At 38.4% G+C, this 25,766-nt stretch carries 25 protein-coding genes; 23 read left to right on the top strand and 2 right to left on the bottom strand.

Going from position 1 to position 25,766, the window contains the following annotated elements:
• Positions 1 to 262: 262 nt before the first annotated feature.
• From mnmE to D172_RS00290, 19 genes are all read left to right on the top strand, one after another.
• Entirely contained in the window at positions 263 to 1,627 is a 1,365-nt protein-coding gene (mnmE, locus tag D172_RS00200; RefSeq protein WP_007377655.1) for a tRNA uridine-5-carboxymethylaminomethyl(34) synthesis GTPase MnmE, read from the top strand.
• Between the two features lie 1,106 nt (positions 1,628 to 2,733).
• Complete coding sequence (gene mioC, locus D172_RS00205; protein WP_007377656.1) at positions 2,734 to 3,183, top strand: FMN-binding protein MioC; 450 nt, start codon at positions 2,734 to 2,736, stop codon at positions 3,181 to 3,183.
• Between the two features lie 428 nt (positions 3,184 to 3,611).
• On the top strand, positions 3,612 to 5,501 hold the full coding sequence (mnmG, locus tag D172_RS00210) for a tRNA uridine-5-carboxymethylaminomethyl(34) synthesis enzyme MnmG (protein WP_007377657.1): 1,890 nt from the start codon (positions 3,612 to 3,614) through the stop codon (positions 5,499 to 5,501).
• A 15-nt stretch (positions 5,502 to 5,516) separates the two neighbouring features.
• Entirely contained in the window at positions 5,517 to 6,137 is a 621-nt protein-coding gene (rsmG, locus tag D172_RS00215; RefSeq protein ID WP_007377658.1) for a 16S rRNA (guanine(527)-N(7))-methyltransferase RsmG, read from the top strand.
• 14 nt (positions 6,138 to 6,151) lie between these two features.
• Positions 6,152 to 6,937: a ParA family protein gene (locus tag D172_RS00220; protein ID WP_007377659.1), complete on the top strand. Its 786-nt coding sequence runs from the start codon at positions 6,152 to 6,154 to the stop codon at positions 6,935 to 6,937.
• Positions 6,938 to 6,957: 20 nt separating this feature from the next.
• A complete protein-coding gene (locus D172_RS00225) occupies positions 6,958 to 7,884 on the top strand; it encodes a ParB/RepB/Spo0J family partition protein (RefSeq protein ID WP_007377660.1) in 927 nt (308 codons plus the stop codon).
• Between the two features lie 142 nt (positions 7,885 to 8,026).
• Positions 8,027 to 8,407, top strand: a complete 381-nt coding sequence (locus tag D172_RS00230; protein ID WP_007377661.1) for an ATP synthase subunit I — start codon at positions 8,027 to 8,029, stop codon at positions 8,405 to 8,407.
• A 15-nt stretch (positions 8,408 to 8,422) separates the two neighbouring features.
• On the top strand, positions 8,423 to 9,280 hold the full coding sequence (atpB, locus tag D172_RS00235) for a F0F1 ATP synthase subunit A (protein ID WP_024597178.1): 858 nt from the start codon (positions 8,423 to 8,425) through the stop codon (positions 9,278 to 9,280).
• A gap of 56 nt (positions 9,281 to 9,336) precedes the next feature.
• Positions 9,337 to 9,570 carry a F0F1 ATP synthase subunit C gene (gene atpE, locus D172_RS00240; RefSeq protein WP_004335261.1) on the top strand — a complete coding sequence of 78 codons (234 nt, stop codon included), beginning with the start codon at positions 9,337 to 9,339 and terminating at the stop codon, positions 9,568 to 9,570.
• Positions 9,571 to 9,611: 41 nt separating this feature from the next.
• Positions 9,612 to 10,082: a F0F1 ATP synthase subunit B gene (atpF, locus tag D172_RS00245; RefSeq protein WP_004335264.1), complete on the top strand. Its 471-nt coding sequence runs from the start codon at positions 9,612 to 9,614 to the stop codon at positions 10,080 to 10,082.
• 16 nt (positions 10,083 to 10,098) lie between these two features.
• Positions 10,099 to 10,632 (top strand): F0F1 ATP synthase subunit delta, encoded by a 534-nt coding sequence (gene atpH / locus D172_RS00250; protein WP_007377663.1) that lies wholly within the window; start codon positions 10,099 to 10,101, stop codon positions 10,630 to 10,632.
• Between the two features lie 14 nt (positions 10,633 to 10,646).
• On the top strand, positions 10,647 to 12,188 hold the full coding sequence (gene atpA, locus D172_RS00255) for a F0F1 ATP synthase subunit alpha (RefSeq protein ID WP_004335270.1): 1,542 nt from the start codon (positions 10,647 to 10,649) through the stop codon (positions 12,186 to 12,188).
• A gap of 60 nt (positions 12,189 to 12,248) precedes the next feature.
• Entirely contained in the window at positions 12,249 to 13,109 is an 861-nt protein-coding gene (atpG, locus tag D172_RS00260) for a F0F1 ATP synthase subunit gamma (protein WP_007377664.1), read from the top strand.
• Positions 13,110 to 13,142: 33 nt separating this feature from the next.
• A complete protein-coding gene (gene atpD / locus D172_RS00265; RefSeq protein WP_007377665.1) occupies positions 13,143 to 14,528 on the top strand; it encodes a F0F1 ATP synthase subunit beta in 1,386 nt (461 codons plus the stop codon).
• A gap of 13 nt (positions 14,529 to 14,541) precedes the next feature.
• A complete protein-coding gene (locus tag D172_RS00270) occupies positions 14,542 to 14,964 on the top strand; it encodes a F0F1 ATP synthase subunit epsilon (RefSeq protein WP_007377666.1) in 423 nt (140 codons plus the stop codon).
• A 159-nt stretch (positions 14,965 to 15,123) separates the two neighbouring features.
• Complete coding sequence (locus tag D172_RS00275) at positions 15,124 to 17,259, top strand: winged helix-turn-helix domain-containing protein (RefSeq protein ID WP_033023750.1); 2,136 nt, start codon at positions 15,124 to 15,126, stop codon at positions 17,257 to 17,259.
• Positions 17,260 to 17,584: 325 nt separating this feature from the next.
• Positions 17,585 to 18,943, top strand: coding sequence for a bifunctional UDP-N-acetylglucosamine diphosphorylase/glucosamine-1-phosphate N-acetyltransferase GlmU (gene glmU / locus D172_RS00280; RefSeq protein WP_007377668.1), 1,359 nt, complete (start codon positions 17,585 to 17,587; stop codon positions 18,941 to 18,943).
• A gap of 111 nt (positions 18,944 to 19,054) precedes the next feature.
• Positions 19,055 to 19,996: a hypothetical protein gene (locus D172_RS00285; protein WP_007377669.1), complete on the top strand. Its 942-nt coding sequence runs from the start codon at positions 19,055 to 19,057 to the stop codon at positions 19,994 to 19,996.
• Entirely contained in the window at positions 19,996 to 20,586 is a 591-nt protein-coding gene (locus D172_RS00290) for a DUF1240 domain-containing protein (protein WP_007377670.1), read from the top strand. Before D172_RS00285 ends, D172_RS00290 begins: the two co-directional genes overlap by 1 nt.
• A gap of 203 nt (positions 20,587 to 20,789) precedes the next feature.
• On the opposite strand, the gene D172_RS00295 is transcribed toward D172_RS00290, so the two are convergent.
• Entirely contained in the window at positions 20,790 to 21,830 is a 1,041-nt protein-coding gene (locus D172_RS00295; protein ID WP_007379120.1) for an IS481 family transposase, read from the bottom strand.
• A gap of 153 nt (positions 21,831 to 21,983) precedes the next feature.
• On the opposite strand from D172_RS00295, the gene D172_RS00300 reads away from it, so the two are divergent.
• The 3 genes from D172_RS00300 to D172_RS21840 are packed head-to-tail and all read left to right on the top strand — an operon-like array spanning position 21,984 to position 23,490.
• Positions 21,984 to 22,586, top strand: a complete 603-nt coding sequence (locus tag D172_RS00300) for an ABC transporter permease (RefSeq protein ID WP_232224841.1) — start codon at positions 21,984 to 21,986, stop codon at positions 22,584 to 22,586.
• The gene (locus D172_RS00305) at positions 22,579 to 23,349 is read left to right on the top strand and encodes an outer membrane lipoprotein-sorting protein (protein WP_007379051.1); all 771 of its coding nucleotides are present in this window, start codon (positions 22,579 to 22,581) and stop codon (positions 23,347 to 23,349) included. Before D172_RS00300 ends, D172_RS00305 begins: the two co-directional genes overlap by 8 nt.
• Before the next feature lie 12 nt (positions 23,350 to 23,361).
• The gene (locus D172_RS21840) at positions 23,362 to 23,490 is read left to right on the top strand and encodes a hypothetical protein (RefSeq protein WP_007379052.1); all 129 of its coding nucleotides are present in this window, start codon (positions 23,362 to 23,364) and stop codon (positions 23,488 to 23,490) included.
• 49 nt (positions 23,491 to 23,539) lie between these two features.
• On the opposite strand, the gene D172_RS00310 is transcribed toward D172_RS21840, so the two are convergent.
• The gene (locus tag D172_RS00310; protein WP_007379053.1) at positions 23,540 to 24,382 is read right to left on the bottom strand and encodes a LytR/AlgR family response regulator transcription factor; all 843 of its coding nucleotides are present in this window, start codon (positions 24,380 to 24,382) and stop codon (positions 23,540 to 23,542) included.
• 144 nt (positions 24,383 to 24,526) lie between these two features.
• Here D172_RS00310 and D172_RS00315 point away from each other — a divergent pair, with 144 nt between their 5' ends.
• A complete protein-coding gene (locus D172_RS00315) occupies positions 24,527 to 25,756 on the top strand; it encodes an acyltransferase family protein (RefSeq protein WP_007379054.1) in 1,230 nt (409 codons plus the stop codon).
• The last annotated feature ends 10 nt before the right edge of the window (positions 25,757 to 25,766 follow it).

The raw sequence follows: 25,766 nt of genomic DNA on the forward strand, positions 1-25,766 counted from the left end.
CAAAGGGTTGGTTTAAAAGCGATTTATACTGCGTTATTGATTTTAACAATAGAACCACTATTATTCTCAATCAATGCCTTGCCTAAATAGCTTTTAACTCCAACTGAAACTCGCATCTTGAGATGGCTTGGGTATATTACTTATATAAAGGCGACTTAGGTCGCCTTTTTTATTGCCTGTTTTTCACCAGAGTATTCGCGAGTGTTTATTTCATAGGTTACAATACCGCCATAAAGTTACTCATCGTTGGCAAATTAATAGCATGATCAATCAAGATACAATTGCAGCACAAGCAACCGCTCCCGGACGTGGTGGCGTTGGTATAATTCGCGTTTCAGGCAGCCTTGCTAAAAGCGTTGCCGAAAAAGTGGTAGGTAAAATTCCTAAAGTTCGCTACGCCGATTACGTGCCATTTAAAAGCCTAGCTGGCGAGCAACTTGATCAAGGTATTGCCATTTACTTTGCAGGTCCTAACTCATTTACAGGCGAAGATGTGCTTGAGCTACAAGGCCATGGTGGTCCTGTAGTACTTGATATGCTACTTAAAGAAATTAGTAAAATCGAGGGCGTTCGTTTAGCAAAGCCAGGTGAGTTTTCTGAGCGTGCATTTATGAACGACAAGCTTGATTTAACACAAGCAGAAGCCATCGCCGACTTAATTAATGCCACCAGCGAGCAAGCAGCTAAAAGCGCCTTACAGTCTCTCCAAGGTGAATTTTCTAAGCACATAGAAACACTCGTTGAAAAAGTAATTCACTTACGTATGTACGTAGAAGCGGCAATAGACTTTCCTGATGAAGAAATTGATTTTTTATCAGACGGTAAAGTGTCAGGCGACTTAGACGCCATTATTACCCAGCTTAATACCGTAACCAACCAAGCAAAACAAGGTAGCATCATGCGCGAAGGTATGCGTGTTGTTATTGCTGGTCGCCCAAATGCGGGTAAATCAAGCCTACTCAACGCTCTAGCTGGTCGTGAAGCCGCAATAGTAACAGAAATAGCCGGTACCACTCGCGACGTACTACGAGAGCATATACATATAGATGGTATGCCACTGCATATTATAGATACCGCAGGCCTGCGCGAAAGCCCAGACCGCGTAGAACAAATAGGCATTGAGCGTGCATGGGATGAAATAAACCAAGCCGATCGCGTTTTATTTATGCTTGATGGCACCGATACTACAGATACCGACCCACACAAAATTTGGCCTGAGTTTATGGCAAAATTACCAGAAGGTATGGGCGTGACAGTCATCAGAAACAAGGCCGATTTGTCGGGCGATATAGTAGGAATGGAGCAAGAGCAACAATACCCGGTCATCAGCTTAAGTGCCAAAAATGCTGACGGTATTGAACTTGTTCGCGAGCATTTAAAAGCCTGTATAGGTTTTCAGGGCGCAACTGAAGGCGGCTTTATGGCGCGCCGCCGTCATTTGGATGCACTGGAAAGTGCGGCCCATCATTTAGATACCGGTAAAACACAATTAGAAATGCACATTGCCGGTGAAATACTGGCTGAAGAACTGCGTTTAACACAGCAATATTTGAATGAAATAACCGGTGAATTTACTTCAGACGACTTACTTGGCAAAATATTTAGCTCGTTTTGTATTGGTAAATAAACACCTTATTACAAGCATATTCTTATTATAAAGAGCACTCAGGTGCTCTTTTTCATATAAAAAATTAGGCTTTAAAATATGCTATTTATACGTCTAATACCTGAGAGTTACAGTCGATAAATCATATTCAAAGCTACCTTTGTTACGTGCTAAGAGAGGTCTGATTACGTAGATTAAACAATGTGGAATATACTCTTTAGCGACATTAATAGCGTAAATTACCCCTATTATTAATACAAAACCGATACATTTTTCAAACAATAACACACTTTTAAAGCGTTATACTTCATACAAAAATTAGTTATAAATGGCTTTCTTATACTTACTTTAGCCCACAAAAATGCACTAAAACACACCTCATACACGCAAAGAATGATGCTTTTTGCTCAATTAAAGAGCTAAAAAACACTGATTATTACTCTAAAAAACTTACTTTTGATAACATATAATTTGATAATAATTGTGATTTTTAAATAAAATAACTCAACTGTTAAGTATTAAAAAGTTTTGATCTGCTAACTCAACCAGCAAAATTAAAAAAAATAGCAGCTCTAAATTCGCATAAAATTAAAAATACCGAGATCACTTATCCACAATACCTAATTTTCAGCTCAAACAAATACCAAAAACAGGTAAATAAGCTGAAAAAACCTCACTATTTATTAATATTTATCCGTTTATGAGCTTATTTTTAATTAATTTCATTAGATCTGCTTTATTAGATCATTTTAAAAATTTATTTTAGATCTAAACTTGAGGTTATCAACAGGCTTTATATCCACATTATGATCAACATCTACTTTTAATATATAAATTACTATTTCAACTTTTTACTGATTAGAAATATCAATAACTTAGCGGATATAAAACAACCTAACAAGCCTATTTAAACAGAGCTTTCCCCACTGTTATCAACAACTTGATCAGAAGATTACATTTAAAGATAATTTGTTAAACCTTATATTATCAACAACTTAAAGAAACGCTTTTGAATGAGTGTAAAATTACTGCAAAAATAGTTATACAAAATGGCACTCTTAACTTTACTGTTACCCTCACTCAGTTATCATAGTCAGCAATTAAAACAAATGTGATCACTAATATTCATGAGTTCAGTAAATCTTATTGTTGGCAGCCAAATGGGATCAGCCGAGTATGTTGCAGAGCAACTAAGCGACGCGCTAAATAACCTTGGTATTACTACACAACTACATGATCAACCTGAATTTAGCGATATTGATCAGCAAAATACCATCTGGCTAATTTGCACATCTACTTATGGCGCAGGTGATTACCCTGAAAACTTTATTAGCTTTGTTGAAGATGTAACTCAAGCTAATGATTTATCTCAATTAAAATACTCAGTAATCGCTTTAGGTGATACCAGTTATGACACTTACAACCAGGCTGGACGTAATATAGATGCCTTATTAGCTCAAAAAGGCGCTATAAAAGTAGCAGAACGCTTAGAGCTTAATATTCTCGATGAAGCACTACCAGAGGACACCGCATTAGCATGGTTAGACTCTTGGATAACCAAAACAGGCTTAAAATAGAGAGAGCAAGTAAAAAGTTACATATAAAGTTACCCACAATTTACTAATAATTTAATAGATTTTGTGGATAAAGATTGAATAAACTGCTTTTTAAAGCATGCTTATCCATGGGATAAGATCTAACTGATTCAGCCCTGTGCATAAAGCGCCTTTTTGATCAGAGCTTATTTGCGGGATGATCCGATCATATTAACACCTTTAGATCTGATCTAATTTGATGTTTTTAATGAAGATCTAAACCTTATCAACAGAAAAGTCGATCAGTAGTAGTAATAGTAATAAAAGATCTCTTTAAAAGATCCTTTATATTATTAGAGATCACATACTTAGATCTTGCCCACTGTTTAATCATTTATCTTCTGCCAATTTCTAGGTAGAATACGCTCCCTTTTGAAGTTTACCGGTTTGATTTAAGTAGGATCCCATTAATGATTTTTCACGAAAATTTTGACGTTATCGTAGTAGGTGGTGGACATGCTGGCACTGAAGCCGCATTAGCAGCTGCCCGTATGGGGATGAATACCCTGCTACTGACTCACAATATGGATACCCTTGGTCAAATGTCTTGTAACCCAGCAATTGGTGGGATAGGCAAAGGTCATTTGGTAAAAGAAATTGACGCGCTTGGTGGTGCAATGGCACAGGCCATTGATAAAGGCGGGATCCAATTTCGTACACTAAATTCTTCAAAAGGACCTGCTGTTCGTGCAACTCGAGCACAAGCAGATCGCGCCTTGTACAAAGCGGCTATTCAAACAACATTGCAAAATCAAGATAATCTTAAAATTTTTCAACAATCGTGTGATGATCTTATTGTTGAAAACGATCGTGTTACTGGCGTAGTAACTCAAATGGGTTTGCGTTTTAGTGCACCAAGTGTTGTTTTAACCGTGGGTACTTTTTTAGGTGGCTTAATCCATATAGGGTTGGAAAATTACAAAGGCGGCCGTGCAGGCGATCCTCCTTCAATCGCTTTAGCTGATCGCTTACGTGAACATCCATTTAGAGTTGATCGTTTAAAAACAGGTACACCGCCACGTATTGATGCACGTACTGTTGATTTTACAAAAATGGAAGCACAACCTGGTGATACACCAACACCTGTGTTTTCATTTATGGGTAAACAATCAGATCACCCACAACAGATACCGTGTTACATCACTTACACAAACGAAAAAACACATGATGTTATTCGTAAAAACCTACATCGCTCACCTATGTACTCAGGTGTTATTGAAGGTATTGGTCCTCGCTACTGCCCTTCAATTGAAGATAAAATTGTTCGTTTTGCAGATAAAGATAAACATCAAATATTTGTTGAGCCTGAAGGTTTAACATCATACGAATTATATCCAAATGGTATTTCGACTAGTTTACCGTTTGATGTACAACTTGAGATTGTGCAATCTATTTCTGGTTTTGAAAATGCACATATTTGTCGACCAGGTTATGCAATAGAATATGACTACTTTGATCCACGTGATTTAAAACAGTCTTTAGAAACTAAATTTATTGAAGGCTTATTTTTCGCGGGTCAAATTAACGGTACTACCGGCTATGAAGAAGCAGGTGCACAAGGCTTAATTGCAGGTATGAATGCTGCGCTAAAAGTGCAAGGCAAAGATTCTTGGACACCACGTCGTGATGAAGCTTATGTTGGTGTATTAATCGACGACTTAGCAACACTGGGTACAAAAGAACCCTACCGTATGTTTACCAGCCGTGCTGAATATCGTTTATTACTTCGTGAAGATAATGCTGATATTCGTTTAACAGAAAAAGGCCGTGAGCTTGGTTTAGTTAATGACGAACGCTGGCAGGCATTTAACGAAAAAATGGAAGTAATCGAAAAAGAGAAACAACGCATTAAAGATACATGGATCCACAAAGATCATGCCGTTGTAGATCAAGTAAACGCATTACTTAAAACCCCGCTTACGCGTGAAGCAAGCTTGGAAGAATTACTTCGCCGTCCGGAAATTCGTTACAACGATCTGATGGCTATTGACGGATTGGGATCTGAATTCACAAATAAAGCAGCACTCGAGCAAGTTGAGATCCATACTAAGTACGCAGGTTATATTGCGCGCCAACAAGATGAAATCAATAAGCAGCTTCGTCATGAGCAAACAATTTTACCAAAAGAGTTTGATTACAAAACCGTATCTGGTTTATCAAATGAGGTAGTTGCTAAGCTTATTGAGTCACGTCCTGACACGATTGGTCAAGCATCGCGTATTTCTGGTATCACCCCTGCGGCGATTTCGCTATTATTGGTGTATCTGAAGAAGCAAGGCTTATTACGCAAATCTGCGTAACGATAAGGGTACATAGTGTTACAGCAACAATTAACTACATTGTTAGCGCAAACTGATATTGCGCTAACAGAAAAACAACAGCAACAGCTAGTCCGTTACGTTGAGTTATTAAATAAGTGGAATAAAGCTTATAACTTAACTTCAGTACGTTTACCTGAAGAAATGATGATTAAGCATATTATGGACAGTTTAGTTGTTGCGCCTCATTTACCCGGACATCATTATATTGATGTAGGTACAGGGCCTGGCTTACCGGGTATCGTGTTGGCAATTGCATTACCAAATACACATTTTGTGCTATTAGATAGTTTAGGTAAACGTGTGCGATTTTTAATGCATGTTAAACATGAACTAGGTCTTGATAATGTAACCCCTGTGCAGTCTAGAGTTGAAGAATATCAACCAAGTGTTAAATTAGACGGCGTACTTAGTCGCGCATTTGCTTCATTACAAGATATGGTTGACTGGTGTTCGCACTTAATTGATCATTCGGGCAAATTTATAGCACTTAAAGGCGTGTTCCCTAGCGAAGAGCTAGAGTCATTACCTGCAGGCGTCAAGTTTGAGCAAAAAATTGCATTAGAAGTGCCTAAGTTAGATGCACAACGACATTTAATTATTCTTTCTAAAGACTAGGGATCAGAGACACTGTGGCAAAAGTCATCGCATTAGCAAATCAAAAAGGTGGAGTGGGTAAAACTACAACCGCTGTTAATCTCGCTGCATCTATGGCTGCAACGAAACGTAAAGTGCTGTTAATTGATCTCGATCCGCAAGGTAATGCGACTATGGGGAGTGGCGTAGATAAGTACGGCGATGTGCCAACTATTTACGACTTACTTATTGAAGATAAACCTATAGAAGACGTTATCATCAAAGAAACGTCTGGCGAATACCATATGATTGCTGCAAACGGTGATGTAACCGCTGCAGAAGTTAAACTCATGGAATTATTTGCCCGTGAGGTGCGTTTACGTAACGCGCTTGAAAAAATTCAGGACCAGTACGAATTTATTTTTATAGACTGTCCGCCTTCTTTAAATATGTTAACTGTTAATGCTATGGCTGCGGCTGATTCTATTTTGGTACCAATGCAGTGTGAGTATTATGCACTTGAAGGGTTAACCGCATTAATGGATACGATTACGCAGCTTGCTAGATTAGTGAATCCGAGCTTACAAATTGAAGGCATACTTCGTACTATGTATGACCCGCGTAACCGTTTGGCAAATGATGTATCAGAACAATTAAAACAACATTTTGGCGATAAAGTATACCGTACGGTGATCCCACGTAATGTTCGCTTAGCCGAAGCACCCAGTTTTGGTGCTCCAGCTATGTATTATGACCGGGCATCAAGTGGCGCTAAAGCGTATTTAGCACTCGCTGGTGAAATGTTACGCAGAAAAGAAAAAACAGCGTCCGTTGTCGCCTAACTTTGAGGTAAAAAAATAACATGTCTGCTAAAAAACGAGGTTTAGGCCGAGGACTCGATGCACTTTTAAGTTCGTCAAAGCCTGCACCGAGCGCAAGCAAGGAACAAGACACATCAAACGTGACTGAAGCTGTAAAAAATGCAGCTGGGCCAAATAACAGTGAATTACAAAAACTTCCAATAGAGTTTTTACACTCTGGTAAATACCAACCTCGTAAAGACATGTCTGAAGAGGCGCTAGAAGAGCTTGCTAGTTCTATTCGCTCACAAGGTATTATTCAACCTATTGTTGTGCGCCCTATTGCACATAATAGCTTTGAAATTATCGCCGGTGAGCGTCGTTGGCGCGCAGCGCAAATAGCTAAGCTTGAAACAGTACCTTGTATTATTAAAGATGTACCCGATGAAGCTGCCGTTGCGATTGCACTGATAGAAAATATTCAGCGTGAAGATTTAAATGCCATGGAAGAAGCGGTTGCACTTAATCGTTTACTAATAGAATTTGAATTAACACATCAACAAGTAGCTGATGCGGTAGGTAAATCACGTACGACTGTAACTAACTTACTGCGTTTAAATAACTTAAATAACGATGTGAAGATTTTGTTAGAGCATGGCGATATTGAAATGGGCCATGCGCGTTGCCTGTTAGCCCTTGAAGGCGAAGCGCAGTCTGATGCTGCTCGTTTAGCTGTCGCTAAAGCACTAACAGTTCGAGAAACCGAAAAACTAGTTCGCTCAATTTTAGAACCAGTGCCAGCTAAAGAAATAACCGAAAAAGATCCAGATGTTAAGCAGTTAGAACAACAACTTGCTGAAAACCTAGGTGCCAAAGTTGAAATAAATTACAATAAAAAAGGTAAAGGTAAGCTTGTTATTTCTTATACTAATTTGGATGAACTTGACGGCATTTTAAATCGCATTAATCAAGACAATACCCACCATTAGTTTTCTACATGTCTAAAAAGAGACATTTGTAGCTATTTCGTGTTACAAACCGTCTACTCAAGTTGCAAAACTGGCAGGATTAAGTATAATTTCGCCAGTTTTCACACCCTAACAATTAGAACGCAATAAAGGTTAACTAAACGTGACTGATAAGTTAGCGAGTCCATATAGACTTGCCGTATTAAAGTTAATTTGCCTTCAGGGTGTTGTAGCATTAGTTGCTGCTGTAATTATTTTTTTTAGTTCGGGAGCCAATGCTTCGCTTTCATCACTCGCTGGTGGATTTGTCGCAGTACTTCCGCACTTTGTATTTGCACTTTATGCATTTAGGTATATGGGTGCAAGTCGAGCAAATCAAGCGTATGCCTCGTTGAAACGCGGCAACGGATTAAAATTTATGCTAACAATTGTATTGTTTGCGCTAGTACTGAAGCATTTTCCGGTAATTTTATTACCCTTTTTTAGTACTTATATACTGGCGCTCTTTACTGGATTGTTCGCACCCGTTTTTTTTAAACATTAACTTTTGGGATATAACATGGCAGCAGAAGAAGTTACTCTATCTGGCCATATCCAGCACCATTTGACCAATGCTAAGATGTGCTCGACCGATACAGGTCTCGCCTTCAATAAAGCATGTACGGACAGTGGATTCTGGACATGGCATATAGATACCCTCGCATGGTCTATCGGTTTAGGTCTTATATTTTTATGGATCTTTCGTAGTGCCGCTAAAAAATCAACACTAGGTGTACCTGGAAAATTTCAATGTTTCATTGAAATGGTAGTAGAGTTTGTTGGTGACAACGTACGTGATACTTTCCATGGTAAAAGCAAGCTTATTGCACCATTAGCATTAACAATATTCGTTTGGATATTTTTAATGAACTTAATGGATTTAATACCGGTTGACTTTTTACCTGCATTAGCTGGTTTTGTTGGTGAAACTGCGTTTGGTATGGATTCACACGATGTGTACATGAAAATTGTACCAACGACTGACATTAATATGACTGCTGCGCTAGCGCTTGGCGTATTTATTTTAATGATAGGCTACTCAATTAAAATAAAAGGCATCGGTGGTTTTATTAAAGAACTAACACTTCACCCGTTTAGTTCAAATAATACTGCACTACAAATCCTTTTAATCCCGTTTAACTTATTACTTGAACTGATTGCGCTGGTTTCTAAACCGTTTTCATTAGCGCTACGTTTGTTTGGTAACTTATATGCAGGTGAATTGATTTTCATCTTGATCGGCGCTATCGGATTTATGCAATTACCATTGCATTTTGTTTGGGCTGTATTCCACATCTTAGTAATTGTATTGCAAGCATTCGTATTTATGATGCTAACAATCGTATACCTAAGTATGGCAAGCTCAGATAATCACTAATTTTTATAACCTTTAATATTTAACTTTAATTTACAATTGAAACTTTGGAGAAAAAAATGGAACTAGTATTAGGTCTTAAGTATATCGCAGTAGCTTTACTAATCGGCTTTGGTGCAATCGGCACAGCAATCGGCTTTGGTAACATGGGCGGTAAATTCCTTGAAGCATGTGCGCGTCAACCTGAGCTTGCACCATCGCTACAAGTTAAGATGTTTATTCTTGCTGGTCTAATCGATGCTGTAGCAATGATTGGTGTTGGTATCGCTATGGTATTGTTGTTCGTACTTTAATTTTATTTTTTGAACAGCTTACTATTTAAGGAGGAGCGGTTGTGAATTTAAACGCCACTCTTATCGGTGAATTGATTGCGTTTACGGTGTTCGTATTATTTTGTATGAAATACGTATGGCCACCACTAAACGGTGCAATTGAAGCTCGCCAGAAAAAAATCGAAGATGGTTTAGCTGCCTCTGATAGAGCCGAAAAAGACTTAGAACTTGCGCAAAAGAAAGCTGCTGAACAGCTTAAAGATGCAAAAGCTCAAGCGGCTGATATCATTGATCAAGCTAAAAAGCGTGCAGTGCTAATTGTTGACGAAGAAACACTTCGTGGTCAGCAAGAGCGTGAAAGTATCATTGCTCAAGGGCACTCTGAAGTTGAGTCTGAACGTAATCGCATAACAGAAGAGCTACGTAAGCAAGTAGCAACTCTGGCAGTGATTGGTGCAGAACGTATTTTAGAGCGTGAAATTAATCAAGCCGCACATAGTGACATCGTTGAAAAACTTGTCGCTGAGCTGTAATTAGGAGGGTATGAGCATGTCTAATTTGACTACTATCGCTCGCCCATACGCTAAAGCGGCTTTTGAACTTGCCGTTGAGAAAGGCACTCTAGAAAGCTGGAATGATATGTTGTTCTTTGCAGGCCACGTAGCCAGCAATGAACAAGCATCATCTGCTTTAGCAGGTATGCCTACAGCTACTGCACAAGCTGAATTATTTATTCAACTTTGTGCTGAGCAGCTCAACGAACAAGGTCAGAACCTAGTTAAGGTGATGGCTGAAAATGGACGTTTGACAGCTCTACCTGAAGTTGCACAGTTATTTGCTGAATTTAAAGCACAATACGATAAAGAAATCGAAGTAGATGTGATTTCTGCAACTCCTCTTGTTGCTGCGCAACAAGAGTCATTGGTAGCGGCACTTGAAAAACGTTTCGCACGCAAAGTTAAGCTGAATTGTAGTGAAGACGCGTCAGTGGTTGGTGGACTTATTATTAGGTCTGGCGACACTGTAATCGACGGTACTATTCGCGGTAAATTAAGCCGCTTAGCTACAACACTACAATCGTAATTGGGAAAAAGAGCATGCAACTTAATTCCACTGAAATTTCAGATCTGATCAAACAACGTATTGAGAAGTTCGAAGTTGTAAGTGAAGCTCGTAACGAAGGTACTATTGTATCTGTTACTGACGGTATCATCCGCATCCACGGTCTTGCTGACTGTATGCAAGGTGAAATGATTGAGCTTCCTGGCAGCCGTTATGCTATCGCACTAAACCTTGAGCGCGACTCAATTGGTGCAGTAGTAATGGGTCCGTACGCTGACCTTACTGAAGGCGTAAAAGTATATACAACTGGTCGTATTTTAGAAGTTCCTGTTGGTCCTGGTCTACTTGGTCGTGTTGTAAACACACTAGGTGCTCCAATCGATGGTAAAGGCGCTTTAGATAACGACGGGTTTGAACCTGTAGAAAAAATTGCACCAGGTGTAATCGAGCGTAAATCAGTAGATGAGCCAGTTCAAACTGGTTATAAATCTATCGATGCGATGATTCCAGTTGGTCGTGGTCAACGTGAACTTATCATCGGTGACCGTCAAACAGGTAAAACTGCACTAGCAATCGATGCAATCATCAATCAAAAAGACACAGGCGTTAAGTGTGTGTACGTTGCGATTGGTCAAAAAGCATCTACTATTGCAAACGTAGTTCGTAAATTAGAAGAGCATGGTGCACTAGCAAATACTATCGTAGTTGTTGCATCTGCTTCTGAATCTGCGGCACTTCAGTACTTAGCACCGTTCGCGGGCTGTACTATGGGTGAATACTTCCGTGACCGTGGTGAAAACGCATTAATCGTATATGATGATTTGTCTAAGCAAGCAGTTGCTTACCGTCAAATTTCATTACTACTTAAGCGTCCACCAGGCCGTGAAGCATACCCAGGTGACGTATTCTACCTTCACTCTCGTCTTTTAGAGCGTGCATCGCGTGTAAACGCAGATTACGTTGAAAAGTTCACTAATGGTGAAGTGAAAGGTAAAACTGGTTCATTGACGGCATTGCCAATCATTGAAACTCAAGGCGGCGACGTTTCTGCGTTCGTACCGACTAACGTTATCTCTATCACCGATGGTCAGATCTTCTTAGAAACTGACTTATTCAACTCAGGTATCCGTCCGGCAGTAAATGCTGGTATCTCGGTATCGCGTGTTGGTGGTGCTGCACAAACTAAAATCGTTAAGAAACTAGGTGGCGGTATCCGTCTAGCCCTAGCTCAGTACCGTGAATTAGCTGCGTTCTCGCAGTTCGCGTCTGACCTTGATGATGCTACTCGTGCTCAACTTGAGCATGGTGAGCGTGTAACAGAGCTAATGAAGCAGAAACAGTACGCGCCAATGTCTGTTGCTGAAATGTCTTTGTCGTTATTTGCCGCTGAAAAAGGCTTCCTTCAAGACATCGAAATCGCGAAAATCGGTGACTTTGAAGCAGCTTTACTTTCTTATGCAACTAGCACATACGCAGAGCTTGTGGCTCAAATCAATGAAACGGGTAACTTGAATGCCGAGATCGAAGCGCAGCTTAAAGAACTTCTTACGAAGTTCAAGTCTACGCAAACTTGGTAATTTAGTTATTAATGGTGCGCTTTAGGAAACTAAAGCACACCTTGATTCGGAGAGAGAGTCATGGCCAGCGGAAAAGAGATTAAAAGCAAGATCGGGAGTATTAAAAACACTCAAAAGATCACTAGCGCAATGGAAATGGTTGCTGCGTCTAAAATGAAAAGGGCGCAAGAACGCGTTGCTTCAAGCCGTCCATACGCTAATAAATTACGTGAAGTAATTGGTCGTGTTGCTCAAGCAAATCTTGATTTTACTCACCCGTTCTTAAAAGATCGTGAAGTAAAACGAGTTGGTTATATTGTTATCTCTACAGACCGTGGTCTGTGTGGCGGTCTAAACTCAAACGAGTTTAAGAAAGTTGCACTTGATGTTAAAGCGTGGAAAGAGAAAGGTGTTGATGCTGAATTTGCTACTTTAGGTAGTAAGGCAGCTGGCTTCTTTCAACGTTTTGGTGGTCAACTACTCGCTAAAAAAGCGGGCCTAGGAGATAAACCTTCAGTACAAGACGTTATTGGTCCTGTAAAAATTATGCTTGATGCATTTTCTGAAGGCAAAATAGACCGTTTATTCTTGGTATATAACAAATTCGTTAATACCATGAAGCAAGAGCCAATTATAGATCAGTTACTCCCTTTGCCAAAAGCTGAAGAAGAAGTATCTGCTCACACATGGGATTACTTATACGAGCCAAACCCAGAGGCTATTTTAGAGTCTTTGTTAGTACGCTTTATTGAGTCTCAAGCATACCAAGGTGTGGTAGAAAATGCTGCCTCAGAACAGGCTGCTCGTATGGTTGCAATGAAAGCTGCAACTGATAACGCAGGTGACCTTATGGACGAGCTACAGCTTGTTTATAACAAGGCTCGCCAAGCAGCAATCACACAAGAAATTAGTGAGATTTGTTCTGGCTCAGCAGCAGTTTAATGCTTCAGGTAAAGATTAACGAGAGGAATAGACATGAGTTTAGGTAAGGTCGTCCAAATTATCGGCGCCGTTGTGGATATTGAATTTCCACAAGATAGTGTGCCAGCGGTATACCACGCACTAAGAGTAACAGATGGCGATTTAGCTGGTTTGACTTTAGAAGTTCAACAACAGCTAGGTGGCGGTGTAGTGCGTACTATCGCTATGGGTACTACTGATGGTTTACGTCGTAGTGCTTTAGTTATGAATACAGGTGAATCGATTCAAGTTCCAGTTGGTAAAGCAACTCTTGGTCGTATCATGAACGTACTTGGTGAGCCAATCGATGAAGCGGGTCCAATCGGCGAAGAAGACCGTATGTCTATTCACCGTGCAGCGCCTTCATACGAAGAGCAATCAAGTTCAGTTGAGCTTTTAGAAACTGGTATCAAGGTTATCGACCTTGTATGTCCGTTTGCTAAAGGTGGTAAAGTTGGTTTATTCGGTGGTGCCGGTGTTGGTAAAACTGTAAACATGATGGAACTTATCCGTAACATCGCAATCGAGCACAGCGGCTACTCAGTATTCGCAGGTGTTGGTGAGCGTACACGTGAGGGTAACGATTTCTACCATGAGATGAACGATTCAAACGTACTTGATAAAGTATCGCTTGTATACGGTCAGATGAACGAGCCTCCAGGTAACCGTTTACGCGTAGCGTTAACAGGTCTTACTATGGCTGAAAAGTTCCGTGATGAAGGTCGCGATGTACTTTTCTTCGTAGATAATATCTACCGTTATACACTTGCTGGTACAGAAGTATCTGCACTACTTGGTCGTATGCCATCAGCGGTAGGTTACCAGCCTACACTTGCTGAAGAAATGGGTGTGCTTCAAGAGCGTATCGCTTCAACTAAGACTGGTTCAATTACATCAATCCAAGCGGTATACGTACCTGCGGATGATTTAACGGATCCATCTCCAGCAACGACCTTTGCTCACTTAGACGCAACAGTAGTACTTTCACGTGATATCGCATCACTTGGTATCTACCCAGCGGTAGACCCACTTGATTCATCTTCGCGTCAACTTGACCCTCAAGTAATTGGTCAAGAGCACTACGATACAGCACGTGGCGTTCAAACAGTTCTTCAGCGTTATAAAGAACTTAAAGACATCATTGCAATCCTAGGTATGGACGAGCTTTCTGACGAAGATAAGCAACTTGTATCTCGTGCACGTAAAATCCAACGTTTCCTATCTCAGCCATTCTTCGTGGCAGAGGTATTTACAGGCGCGTCTGGTAAATACGTATCACTAAAAGATACAATTGCTGGCTTTAAAGGCATCTTAAACGGTGAATTTGATGATATGCCAGAGCAAGCGTTCTACATGGTTGGCTCTATCGAAGAAGCTCAAGAAAAAGCCAAAGGCATGTAACTAGGAGGGTAGTATGACAGCTATGACTGTACATCTTGACGTAGTAAGCGCTGAGCAGAGTTTGTTCTCTGGTCTTGTTGAATCGATTCAAGTATCTGGTAGTGAAGGCGAGCTGGGTGTAAACCTAGGCCATGCTCCATTACTAACTGCCCTTAAACCTGGTATGGTACGTTTAGTTAAGCAATTTGGTCACGAAGATGTGATATATGTTGCTGGCGGTACATTAGAAGTTCAACCAAATCACATCACGATTCTTGCAGATACAGCGGTTCGTGGTGAAGATTTAGATGAAGATTCTGTACAAAAAGCTAAACGTGAAGCTGAAGAACATATGGCGAATTCGTCAGCTGTTGAGTTTGATTATCAACAAGCGGCTACGCGACTGGCAGAAGCAGTTGCTCAGTTACGCGTAATTCAGCAATTACGTCACAAGTAAGCCTATCCGGTTTTAAAAAGCCCACTTTATGTGGGCTTTTTTGTACTCGTATAGATGACTCTATCGGGCCTTACTGATAATCTAAACAATATTAAGTAGTTAATTTTAATAATTAAATTTACATCGAATTATTAGCTATAAGGACGTAGTGACCTACCAATGAAACCGTCAACTTTCTCAGAATCAATAGCAGAAATTAAGTTTGGAGCCTGGCGTTTAAATCCCAGACGGCAAACTATTAATGATGGTGTAATTGAGAGGGAGTTAGAACCGTTGCTGTTCAAAATTCTTAGCTACCTTATTCTTAATAAAGAGTCGATTATCACACGTCAAGATTTAATGGATGACGTATGGTGTCAGCACTATGTCGACGATAACGCCATTAACCGAGCTATTTCAGAGCTTAGAAAAGTACTGAAATCAGATATGCAACGTGGCCTAGTGGTAAAAACACATTATAGAAAAGGGTATAGCTTCTTTTTAGAGCCAGAGATTATATATTATGAAGAAGGTAATTCGTCTTTCAGCCAAGTTAATGCATTAAAAGAAACACCTAATAAAAAACAAAAAATATCAATTGAGTTATTGGCTATATTCACTTTGGTCGTTTTTATTGGTTTTTACATTGTTTTAAACGTATTAGATCCAGGCAAAGTTGGCCAAAAAAATACGCCTCCCAAGGTTGAAACAAAAAACTTAAATGTTGTTAATAAAAAATTTAAAGAGGAAGTTCTATCTTGGCGACAAGGCGTATATAGCCGAATGGTACTTTCTCCAGACAGTTCAACTGTTGCACTTACACTCCTCGAAAAAGAACAACTATACTCATCGCTTTTAATCAAAAATTTACATACCGGTCAAGAGAGAATAATCTCAGAAGTTAATGCTAATATATTCCCTGCAGGTTGGTCTATTGATAGTGAGCGTGCAATTTATAGTCTAGAAAGTGAAGGTAAATGTGAGCTGTGGGAAGTCGGTTTAACAAGTAATGCTGATAGTAAGTTTTTATTTGATTGTGAGCCATCAAACCTAATGAATGTTGTAAGTTTAGGTAACAACTCTTATATATATTCTAAATATGGTTACAGAAATCGCTCTGAATTATCGGTCCTTGTTAATAGAAACCTAAGTACAGGTGAGGAGTTTCAAATAAGTTCACCAAACTTAAATTCGTATGGTGATAAACTTTTATATTTTATAAAAAACCAAAAAAAAATTATTTTTGAAAGACACCAATTTAATTCCAGTCAATTATACATGACGGATTTAGAAGGTGGTGCCCAAATAAAGCTTTATGAGACTAAGAATAGAATATGGTCAATTAACTACAACAATGAGACAGATTCACTGCTATGGTTTGACAATATTGAAGAGATTCTTTACCAATACTCATTAAAAAATAACCGTCTAGAAAGTAAAACAAAAGTGGATAGTGAAAGTGTTTACTCATCAACCTATCCAATTGATAATAAAAATATTTTAGGGCTTACTTACCCTTTTTCTCATAATATTTACAGGTTCGATTTAACTTCTGAAAACTTTGAGCGTGTATCAAAGCTAGAAAGTGGCTTTGCAAATACAGTTGGAGAAAATGTTGTTTTTTTAAGTAGTGATGGGGAATCTGTTAAATTAAATACAGTATTCAAAGACGGTAAGCTCACGTCTAAAAAGGTAAATTTAAGATATAAGGACTTTAAAATATCTTCTGATTCCCAAGAAGCTTTTGGCGTTGATGAAAAGAAAATAGAAATACTCAAGTATGAAGAGTTATCCGTTAAGGATGTTATTACCCCCAAAGGTGATTTTATCTCGGTTAATTATTTACTAGATAAAAATATTGGTTATATTGTGCAGGATGAACCTAGTGCAAACAGCAGCTCTTATATTTTTAATAGAAGTAATTCTAATAGTATATTGTTACCAGTAAAAAATGCAGTGTGGTTTGGTCAGTTACAAAATAACAAACTCGTTTTTTTGAATAGTTTAGATATGTTGATATTTTTCGACTTATCAACTGGGGAACAAACAAAAGGCTTTAAAGTAAAAAAATCAGCCTATAAACACTCTTTATCAACAAACCAAAATAAACTTTATCATTCAACAGGGAAAGCTGTATACGAATATGATTTTTCCAAAGGCGTTAATATCGCTCCTAATAAAGTATTCGAGATTAGTAAAGCAGAAGATGTTATTCGAGAAGTTAATTTTTCAAGTTCAGGAAACATTCTATCATTAGAAATAGTAGAGCTAGTAAATAACGAAGTTGTGAGGTTTTCATTAGAGGAAAGCGATTAGTTAGTGTTTTTTGTGAAGTGACCTAGTTACTAATAAACCTCTATTTATTGTTCTGCTTATTGAATATGTTGATAATTCATTTAAAATCAATGGCTTGCATTATTTTTTATGAGTGTTCTACAGGGGTACTGTAATTGCAATTTTCACTTATATCCTTTCCGAATCCTCGCTACAATAACGCTATTCAATTAAGTGTGTTTTTCAGTCAAGATTCAGTACTAATAAACTAACCTACTGAGTATTTGCACAAGAAGTGATTTACGTAATCTTCTGCACAAACATAAGACTTATTTAGCTAAAACAACGAAAAAAGGAAATTGTTTTAATGGCTCTAACAACTGTTATTCTTGCTGCGGGTAAAGGTACTCGCATGCGCTCTGCTCTACCTAAAGTTTTGCACAAAGTTGCAGGTAAACCAATGGTACAGCACGTTATTGATAATGTGATGGCATTAGGTGCAACGACTACAAACTTAGTTTATGGACATGGCGGCGAACTATTACAACAACAACTTGCCGATAACGATGTAAATTGGGTACTCCAAGCAGAACAACTCGGTACTGGCCACGCAGTAGCGCAAGCCAACTCTCATGTTAATGATGAAGACACGGTATTAATTTTATACGGCGATGTACCATTAACAAAACAATCAACACTAGAGCGTTTATTAGCTGCAACACCTAAAAATGGTTTAGCGGTATTAACAGTAAATTTGGTAAACCCAAATGGCTATGGTCGAATGCTTCGTGCCGGTGGTAAGTTAGTCGGTATTGTTGAGCAAAAAGATGCAAGCTCAGAGCAGTTACTTATTAACGAAGTAAATACAGGCATTATGGCTGTTAACGGTAAGCTATTAAAAACATGGTTGGGTAACTTATCTAACAATAATGCACAAGGCGAGTACTACTTAACAGATATCGTTGCAATGGCGCACAATGAAGGTGTAGAAATTACTTCAGCTCAGCCAGACCATGCAATGGAAGTTGAGGGCGCAAATAACCGCGTACAACTTGCTGGTCTTGAGCGTGCTTACCAAGCATGGCAAGCGCAAGAGTTAATGTTAAATGGTGCAACACTTGCTGATCCTGCACGTATTGATGTGCGTGGAACAGTTACCACCGGTGAAGATGTACTTATCGATGTAAACGTTATTTTTGAAGGTAATGTAACGCTTGGTAGCAATGTACAAATTGGCCCTAACTGTGTCCTTAAAAATTGTACCATAGGCGATAACGTGGTAATAAAGGCAAATACCTTAATTGAAGATGCAAGCGTTGCCGCACAGTGTACGTTGGGTCCTTATGCCCGCCTTCGGCCTGGTGCTGTAATGGAAGAAGACTCACACATTGGTAACTTTGTTGAGATGAAAAAAACCCGTTTAGGCAAAGGCTCAAAAGCCAACCACTTAAGTTACTTAGGTGATGCTGAAATTGGCGAAAAAGTGAATATTGGCGCTGGTACTATTACCTGCAACTACGATGGTGTTAATAAATCAAAAACTATTATTGGCGATAATGCTTTTATTGGTTCTAATTCATCACTTGTTGCCCCAGTAAATATAGGTGCAACTGCAACAATTGGTGCAGGCTCTGTGATCACCAGTACCGTTGAAGATGACCAATTAGCAATAGCACGCTCTAAACAGCGTAATTTAACAGGTTGGAAACGCCCAGTTAAAAAATAATAAGCCAACACCTTTTTAAAGCGAGTTATATACTCGCTTTTTATTGCCTAAATTTTCTTGATTAAGTAGACTATAAAATAATGGATTAAAATATACTCAAGGAAGTGTTATATGTCAGCTCATGCTCGCCGTGCTATTGCCGAAAGGCAACGTCAAAGCCAAATAAAAAGCATTCTATCAGGTAATAACCACACTCTTATTCAAATGAACTCAGCAGAGTTTGTAGACTACATTATCTCTGTAAAGATGAAGCAAGGTAAATCTCGTTCAGAAGTGGTTGATTGGCTTGATGAGTTACTAGAAGAGCATAATTCACTATCAAGTAAATGGAAACGAATTAAAGAACCATTAAAGACAGGAGGTGGGTTATACCCTTTATTTGATGATATTAAGGCATTAGCCATTATAGCGGCTGCAATGCAGCGCCAAGGTAATGTTTTCGGTAAGTTTAAAATTAAAGTTTATAACGGTTCCCCCGCTATTATAATCACTTCTTACTCTGGTATCCGAGCTCATTTAACGGGTACTCGTTATTTAGCAAGTAACCCCAAACTTTTTACTATCGGTGTCGGTAAATTAGAAGCTGCAAAAGCTATGAAGGGTGGGTTTGTGCTCACTCTAGCAATTTCAGTGACATTTCATGCTACAGACTACCTTTTAAACGATCAAAAAACATGGCATGACTTAGTGGCAGGTGTAGCCGTGGATATGGCTGTAGTTGGAGCTGCTATTGTGACTACTAGTACAATATTAGGTGTCGCATCAGCAGCATCAGCAGGTTTAGCAATAATAATTGCTGGTACAGTATTAGTGCCCTTGTTGGTTGTTGTAATCGTTGGGGTGGCTTTTTCAATTGCATTTTCGGATACCAGTGATTATGTAAAAGTACTTTCTGATGAGTTAAGAAATATTGAAAATAAGATACAGAGTGGTGTAGTTAAAATTAAGGCTGGAGCGCAGAAAATTAATAGCGAATATAAAGAAAATCCAAATGAATTTTTACATGAAACCTTTGGAGTTCCTATGTTTAAAAAAACTAGGTCTTATAACTAATGCCTATTTTAGAATGGAAAAAAGCAGATAAAAAGTTATCCCTTGCAAATGTGAAAGAATTAGCTTCTGTTTTCTTCTTGTTAATTGTTAGTGGAGGACTGTGCTATAAAATAGCCTTAAATTTTTTTTCCGAAGTGGAAACAATATTTTTAGTTAGTCGGCCTCAATTTTTTATCAAAGAGCAAGCCACCATACTGCTATCTTTTTTATTATTACCTTGCTTATTTCTAACGTTTTTATCGACTTTACAGCGCTTTTTGGGGTTTGATATAAAGTTAACTTTAATTAATGCATTTAAAAGTGCAGTTGTAGGTTTAATTGTTTTATTAATTCTATCAATCCCGACGAATCTTGTCATAGAGTCTAATTTAAAAAGCCAAGGTTACACTTATTGTAGTTGGTATACTGGACCCTCACTTCGAGCGCCTGATGTTTGGCTAAAAAATAATGATTTATGTCTACAAGACGGTTCTATAAAAATTAGCGACATAGCCGATTGGTTTGAAATGCATAATGAAAAAGGCATTGAGCCAACGCTTAATGAGCTTAAAGTTTTTATACAGAAAATTAGAGCAGAGTATAATCGCTAAAATTAAAACAAGATTGCTTTAGCCGTTTTTATTTAAAAACCAGATAATCTAGTCAATTACACAAGAGATTTTTTGTTTTCCAACGATAAACCTGAATCGTAGTGGGTTGGCTAGAAAGTGTACTCGAAAGATCAACACGCTCTAGGTGTACTAGCTCAGACTTGATCTGACAGTTACCCATTTTTCTAATGGTGACTGTTAGTTTAGATTTGAGCTAAATTCTTTTCTGCCCAAACCGTTTTTCCATCCAATAATGTTTCAAGTGGTGTTCGACCGCAACATACTTTTCCTTGATGAGTCCGATCATTGTTGTAGTAATCCATCCATTCGTCCAGATCTTTTTGTAGTTCTTCCATTGAATCGTACAACTTTTTGCGGAATGTGATTTGATAGAACTCGTTCAAAATCGTCTTATGGAAACGCTCACAGATACCATTTGTTTGCGGGGACATTGCTTTCGTTTTTGTATGGTCGATGTCGTTAATTGCCAAATATAGCTGATAATCATGATGCTCAACTCGCCCACAATACTCAGTTCCTCGGTCAGTTAATATTCGAAGCATAGGCAATTTGTGACCTTCGAAATAAGGCAATACTTTATCATTGAGCATGTCAGCCGCTGTAATTGGCGTTTTCGTTGTGTAGAGCTTCGCAAAGGCGACTTTACTGTAGGTATCCACAAAGGTTTGTTGATAGATACGACCAACACCTTTAAGGTTACCAACATAAAATGTGTCTTGTGAGCCAAGATAACCGGGATGCGCTGTTTCAATTTCACCACAGGCTTCATCGTCATGTTTTTTCTTTTCTAGCGCAGCAACTTGAGCGTCAGATAAAATAATGCCTTCATTAGCGACTTTGTTTTCCAATGCTTTCAATCGTTTTTTGAAGTTTTCTAAATCGTGACGCAACCAGATTGAACGAACACCACTACCTGAGACAAACACGCCTAACTTACGAAGCTCATTGCTGGTTCTATGTTGACCGTGAGCAGGATAGTCAACTGCATAGTTAATGACGGCTTGCTCTGTTTCTTCGTCAACGCGATTCTTTATATTTGGTGTACGGCGGTTCTTTTCGATTAATGCATCGATACCACCTTCATTAACGAGTTCTTGATAACGATAAAATGTATCTCGTGATACGCCCATGACTTTACAGGCTCTTGATACATTGCCTAGTTCTTCGGCAAGGTTAAGTAAACCAGCTTTGTGTTTTATGATTGGATTGTTAGTATGCAACATGAGAGTTACCTTTTTGTTTGTTTTGATTTAAAGATTCGACACCTTTATCAAAACGGGTAACTCTCACTTTTTCAAGTTGAATTGTCAGATCTTGTCTGAACTAATACAATTTATACGACAGGTGTGCCAGATTTAGATAAGCGACAGCTCTATGTGAAACTATCAGATGCGCAATCATTGTTGTATACCGAGAGAGTCAGCTCATTGTCGGTTTACTTATTTGACATAAGTAAAACACAACAAACAGTTTTAGATTATCAGAAGCGTGACCAGTCATTGGAGTTTACACCTTGGTGGAAGCGCGCATTCTATTATCAGTCAGTAAAAGATCTTTATAACCGTATTTTTGGCCTGTTAGGTGGAATTATGGTGTTACTTGTATTCTTCTCAATTTCAAACACGATGGCGATGACTGTTAGTGAAAGAACCCGTGAAATAGGGACTGTATCGGCAATGGGCTCTTATCAATGGGAAATTATTCGTAACTTTGTATTAGAGTCAAGCATGATAGGGTTCATTGGCGCGGCGTTAGGTATTGTTGCATCTGCCTTCATTGCTTGGGGATTGGTTTATTTAGGTTTAGAAATGCCACCACCGCCTGGTAGCAATCAGGGTTACCCTTTAACCATTACTTTCTCATGGGAAGTAGCAGGTATTGTATTACTTACTATGGTATTGGTATGTGTATTAGCGGCACTAAAGGCTGCATATAAAGGCAGTTCAAAATCAATTACAGAGGCACTAAGTCATGTTTAAATTTAAAAATATTATATCTATCTGTGCGCTGTCGCTTATTTCTGTATCAGCTGTTGCGCAAACTGTAAATGAACAATACGAAGGTGGATTTGATCTGCAAACAGCTCTTGTCAACGTTGATGCTTATCGAAGTGAAGCAGAGTCAGTAAAAATTTCGGCAACAGTCAGTGCATATGATAAAGAGAAGCTAAAAAGTGAAAAGCAATATGATGTTTATTCATCTATCAATAAACAATCACTTGTTGTTTTTAAAACGGCTTCAGAGCAAGGACAAAAGGTCTTGATGAAGGAAAATGATTATTGGATGTTCATGCCGAAAAGCCGACGACCAATACGCATAACCCCTTTACAAAAATTATTGGGGGAGGCATCACTGGGCGATATTGCGACACTTAGTTGGAGTCAAGATTACGATATAGAGTCTTATGAAACGAATGAAGCTGTCATAGTGTTTAATTTAACGGCTTATTCAGAAAAGGCGAGCTATCAAAAAATTCAACTTACCGTTGATAAAGCCGATTTATTTCCATTGCAAGCAGAGTTGTATCTTCGTTCTGGCAAACATGCCAAAACGGCTACCTTTGAAAGAGGTGAGAGAAACAACAAAGTTAAAGTGATTTCTATGTCGTTAATCGATCAAATGCAGCCAGGTAAAAAAACAGTGATTGCTTATGATGAAATTAAGCCAATTGATGTACCGCAAAAGTTATTTAATCCGCAAATATTAATTCGCAGTGATTTAAATAGCCTTTTAACTGAGTGAAAGGCTAAAAACTTGGAACTACAATTAAATGAGCATCAAATCGATATTTGGCAAGCCTCTTTAAGTTTGTTTGAACAAAATAATGCGCTTTCAGATCTTGATTTACAGTTAAGTGTGTCAGATAAGCTGGTGGCCAACTAAACTTGGCCACTGATTTTAGTGTAAGCCATTATCGCTTGTTTGATTTGTATTATTGCAACGTTAGTTTAAATTGCTCTTTATAGCGTCTAGATAGGTTTAGTACTTTACCTGTTGTTAGTTTTATTTCACTGTCGCCACTGGGTAGTGGTGTAATGGACTCCACTTTATCGAGTTTTACGCCATGGCTGCGGTGAATTCTACAAAACCCCTGCTTTTCAAGTTGTTTGCTCAATGTTGTAAGTGTTGCCCTTAACGGATATATACGTGAGCCTATATGTAGGTTTACATAATTACCCGATGATTCAAGCCAATCAACATCTTCTATTTTTATAATGAATTCCTTACCGAGCTTTTTAACTAATAAGCGATTTATGGTCGATGTTGTTTGCTGCTCACTTTCTTCAATTGAAGAAGCTTCACCTAGTAACTGCTGCACCACATATTGATATACTTTGATAAGTACAATGAAAAACACGAAGCTTATAGCGTCTTTCTGGTATTCATAAATAAACTCAAACCAGCTAAGTCCAAAGTTGTAAGACCCATCATTCAACAAATATATGAATTTACGAACCCATACCATAATACCAACGTGTAACACGCTAAATATAATAGAGGCAGCAAAGTACATACCTAATGAGGCCGTAATATTTTGCCAATTAAAAGATAAGTGTCTTAAAAACCAAATTAAAATAGGGAATATAAGCAAAGTACTCAAGGCACTTGAATACTCCCAAACAAATGGCTCCCACATTAAAAAAGTTAAAGCCCCTTCTCTTTGGGCTTCCATTATTTGGGTTGTAGCGTTTACTGTATTATTAATTAATACGTAAGCACACAGTAATACTGATGCGTAAATGCTTTGAAAACGTTGAAAGTGCTGTAGGTTCATAAATGTATGCTTATTGCTGACGTGGCACGCTTACCCCTGTATACCACCTTTTATCACTATTGCTTGTAATATAAGCACTTGTAGATAGTTTTAGCGAGATCTTTAGGTATGAATAACGCATAAAATTCATAAAGTAATAAAAGCATGAGCATTCAAACACAACAACCTTCATTAGTTAATTCGCGTAAATATTATCTTGATTGGCTTAGGGTAATCGCATTTGCGTCGCTAATTTTTTATCACATTGGCATGTTGTATAGCGAAAACTGGGGATTTCATTTTAAAAGTAATTACACATCACAGTATGTTGAATATTTAATGTTGGTGTTTTCACCTTGGCGTATGTTGCTCATTTGGTTTATATCGGGTGTAGCACTGCGTTTTATGATTGATAAAATAAGTGGCTTTAAGTCTTGGTTACATTTCACTTTATACCGCTCTATTTTTTTACTATTACCCTTGCTGGTGGGTTTATGGTTAATAGTGCCTTTACAGCTGTTTGCAGAAATGTCGCAGCACGATGTTATTGATATTAGTTATTGGCAATTTTATTTAGCTTTTATAGAGACTAACAATACGCTTTTTATTAATTATCAGTCTGGAGTGTGGCCGAATGTGGATGTAAATCACTTATGGTATTTGCGCTCGTTGTGGCAATTTATGCTGATCATTATTGTTTTAACTCTTTTTGCACGCTTGCCTTTTATTACGCCTTTAAAAACATTTGTTAAAGCGGGTATGTCATTTGGGTTTTTAATTACCTTGCTCACTATTGCCGTACTATTTACAAGCCATTACTTAACTGGCGATTCAATTAGAGAGACTAACGGCTTAATACTGCTACTCGCAGGATACATACTTGCCAAAAACACTTACTTTTGGAACTGCTTAAATAAAAACTTGGTATTACTGGCTTTGAGTTTTGCGGTTTTGTTTGTACTTATAATATTAAGTTATCAGAAGATGTTTACTCTTCCTCATTTTATTTTAAGCGCTAGCTATAATATTCAACGTGTTGTAGGTGTATTTTTTGTACTTGCGCTCGCTCACCGATTTTTAAATTTTAATACCTACTATTTAAAGCAGCTCAATGCATGGGTGTTTCCCTTTTATTTATTGCATCAAAGCATTTTGATTATTTTGTGTTTTTTACTGCAACCTTTAAATTTAGAGGCTGTTGTTGAGCCATTTATCATTATTACAGGAACTTGGTCTCTCTGCGGGGTTATAACATGGAGTATTACACGTATTGATGTACTTAGACCTTTGCTAGGGGTTGCAATTAAACGAGAGTATTCCCCGAGTGCAAAAATGCTTGGTTATACGGCCGCTTTAATTTTAATTACTCCGCTAGCGTATAAGCTAATTACTTAGGCTAAGAGGC

The organism is Pseudoalteromonas sp. Bsw20308 (assembly GCF_000310105.2).
In the GTDB taxonomy this organism is placed as follows: domain Bacteria; phylum Pseudomonadota; class Gammaproteobacteria; order Enterobacterales; family Alteromonadaceae; genus Pseudoalteromonas; species Pseudoalteromonas fuliginea.

Excerpts from the sequence above, each read along its gene's own strand:
- mnmE (WP_007377655.1), top strand. The coding sequence starts at position 263 with ATGATCAATCAAGATACAATTGCAGCACAAGCAACCGCTCCCGGACGT.
- mioC (WP_007377656.1), top strand. The coding sequence starts at position 2,734 with ATGAGTTCAGTAAATCTTATTGTTGGCAGCCAAATGGGATCAGCCGAG.
- mnmG (WP_007377657.1), top strand. The coding sequence starts at position 3,612 with ATGATTTTTCACGAAAATTTTGACGTTATCGTAGTAGGTGGTGGACAT.
- D172_RS00225 (WP_007377660.1), top strand. The coding sequence starts at position 6,958 with ATGTCTGCTAAAAAACGAGGTTTAGGCCGAGGACTCGATGCACTTTTA.
- atpB (WP_024597178.1), top strand. The coding sequence starts at position 8,423 with ATGGCAGCAGAAGAAGTTACTCTATCTGGCCATATCCAGCACCATTTG.
- atpE (WP_004335261.1), top strand. The coding sequence starts at position 9,337 with ATGGAACTAGTATTAGGTCTTAAGTATATCGCAGTAGCTTTACTAATC.
- atpH (WP_007377663.1), top strand. The coding sequence starts at position 10,099 with ATGTCTAATTTGACTACTATCGCTCGCCCATACGCTAAAGCGGCTTTT.
- atpA (WP_004335270.1), top strand. The coding sequence starts at position 10,647 with ATGCAACTTAATTCCACTGAAATTTCAGATCTGATCAAACAACGTATT.
- atpG (WP_007377664.1), top strand. The coding sequence starts at position 12,249 with ATGGCCAGCGGAAAAGAGATTAAAAGCAAGATCGGGAGTATTAAAAAC.
- atpD (WP_007377665.1), top strand. The coding sequence starts at position 13,143 with ATGAGTTTAGGTAAGGTCGTCCAAATTATCGGCGCCGTTGTGGATATT.
- D172_RS00270 (WP_007377666.1), top strand. The coding sequence starts at position 14,542 with ATGACAGCTATGACTGTACATCTTGACGTAGTAAGCGCTGAGCAGAGT.
- D172_RS00275 (WP_033023750.1), top strand. The coding sequence starts at position 15,124 with ATGAAACCGTCAACTTTCTCAGAATCAATAGCAGAAATTAAGTTTGGA.
- glmU (WP_007377668.1), top strand. The coding sequence starts at position 17,585 with ATGGCTCTAACAACTGTTATTCTTGCTGCGGGTAAAGGTACTCGCATG.
- D172_RS00285 (WP_007377669.1), top strand. The coding sequence starts at position 19,055 with ATGTCAGCTCATGCTCGCCGTGCTATTGCCGAAAGGCAACGTCAAAGC.
- D172_RS00290 (WP_007377670.1), top strand. The coding sequence starts at position 19,996 with ATGCCTATTTTAGAATGGAAAAAAGCAGATAAAAAGTTATCCCTTGCA.
- D172_RS00295 (WP_007379120.1), bottom strand. The coding sequence starts at position 21,830 with ATGTTGCATACTAACAATCCAATCATAAAACACAAAGCTGGTTTACTT.
- D172_RS00305 (WP_007379051.1), top strand. The coding sequence starts at position 22,579 with ATGTTTAAATTTAAAAATATTATATCTATCTGTGCGCTGTCGCTTATT.
- D172_RS00310 (WP_007379053.1), bottom strand. The coding sequence starts at position 24,382 with ATGAACCTACAGCACTTTCAACGTTTTCAAAGCATTTACGCATCAGTA.
- D172_RS00315 (WP_007379054.1), top strand. The coding sequence starts at position 24,527 with ATGAGCATTCAAACACAACAACCTTCATTAGTTAATTCGCGTAAATAT.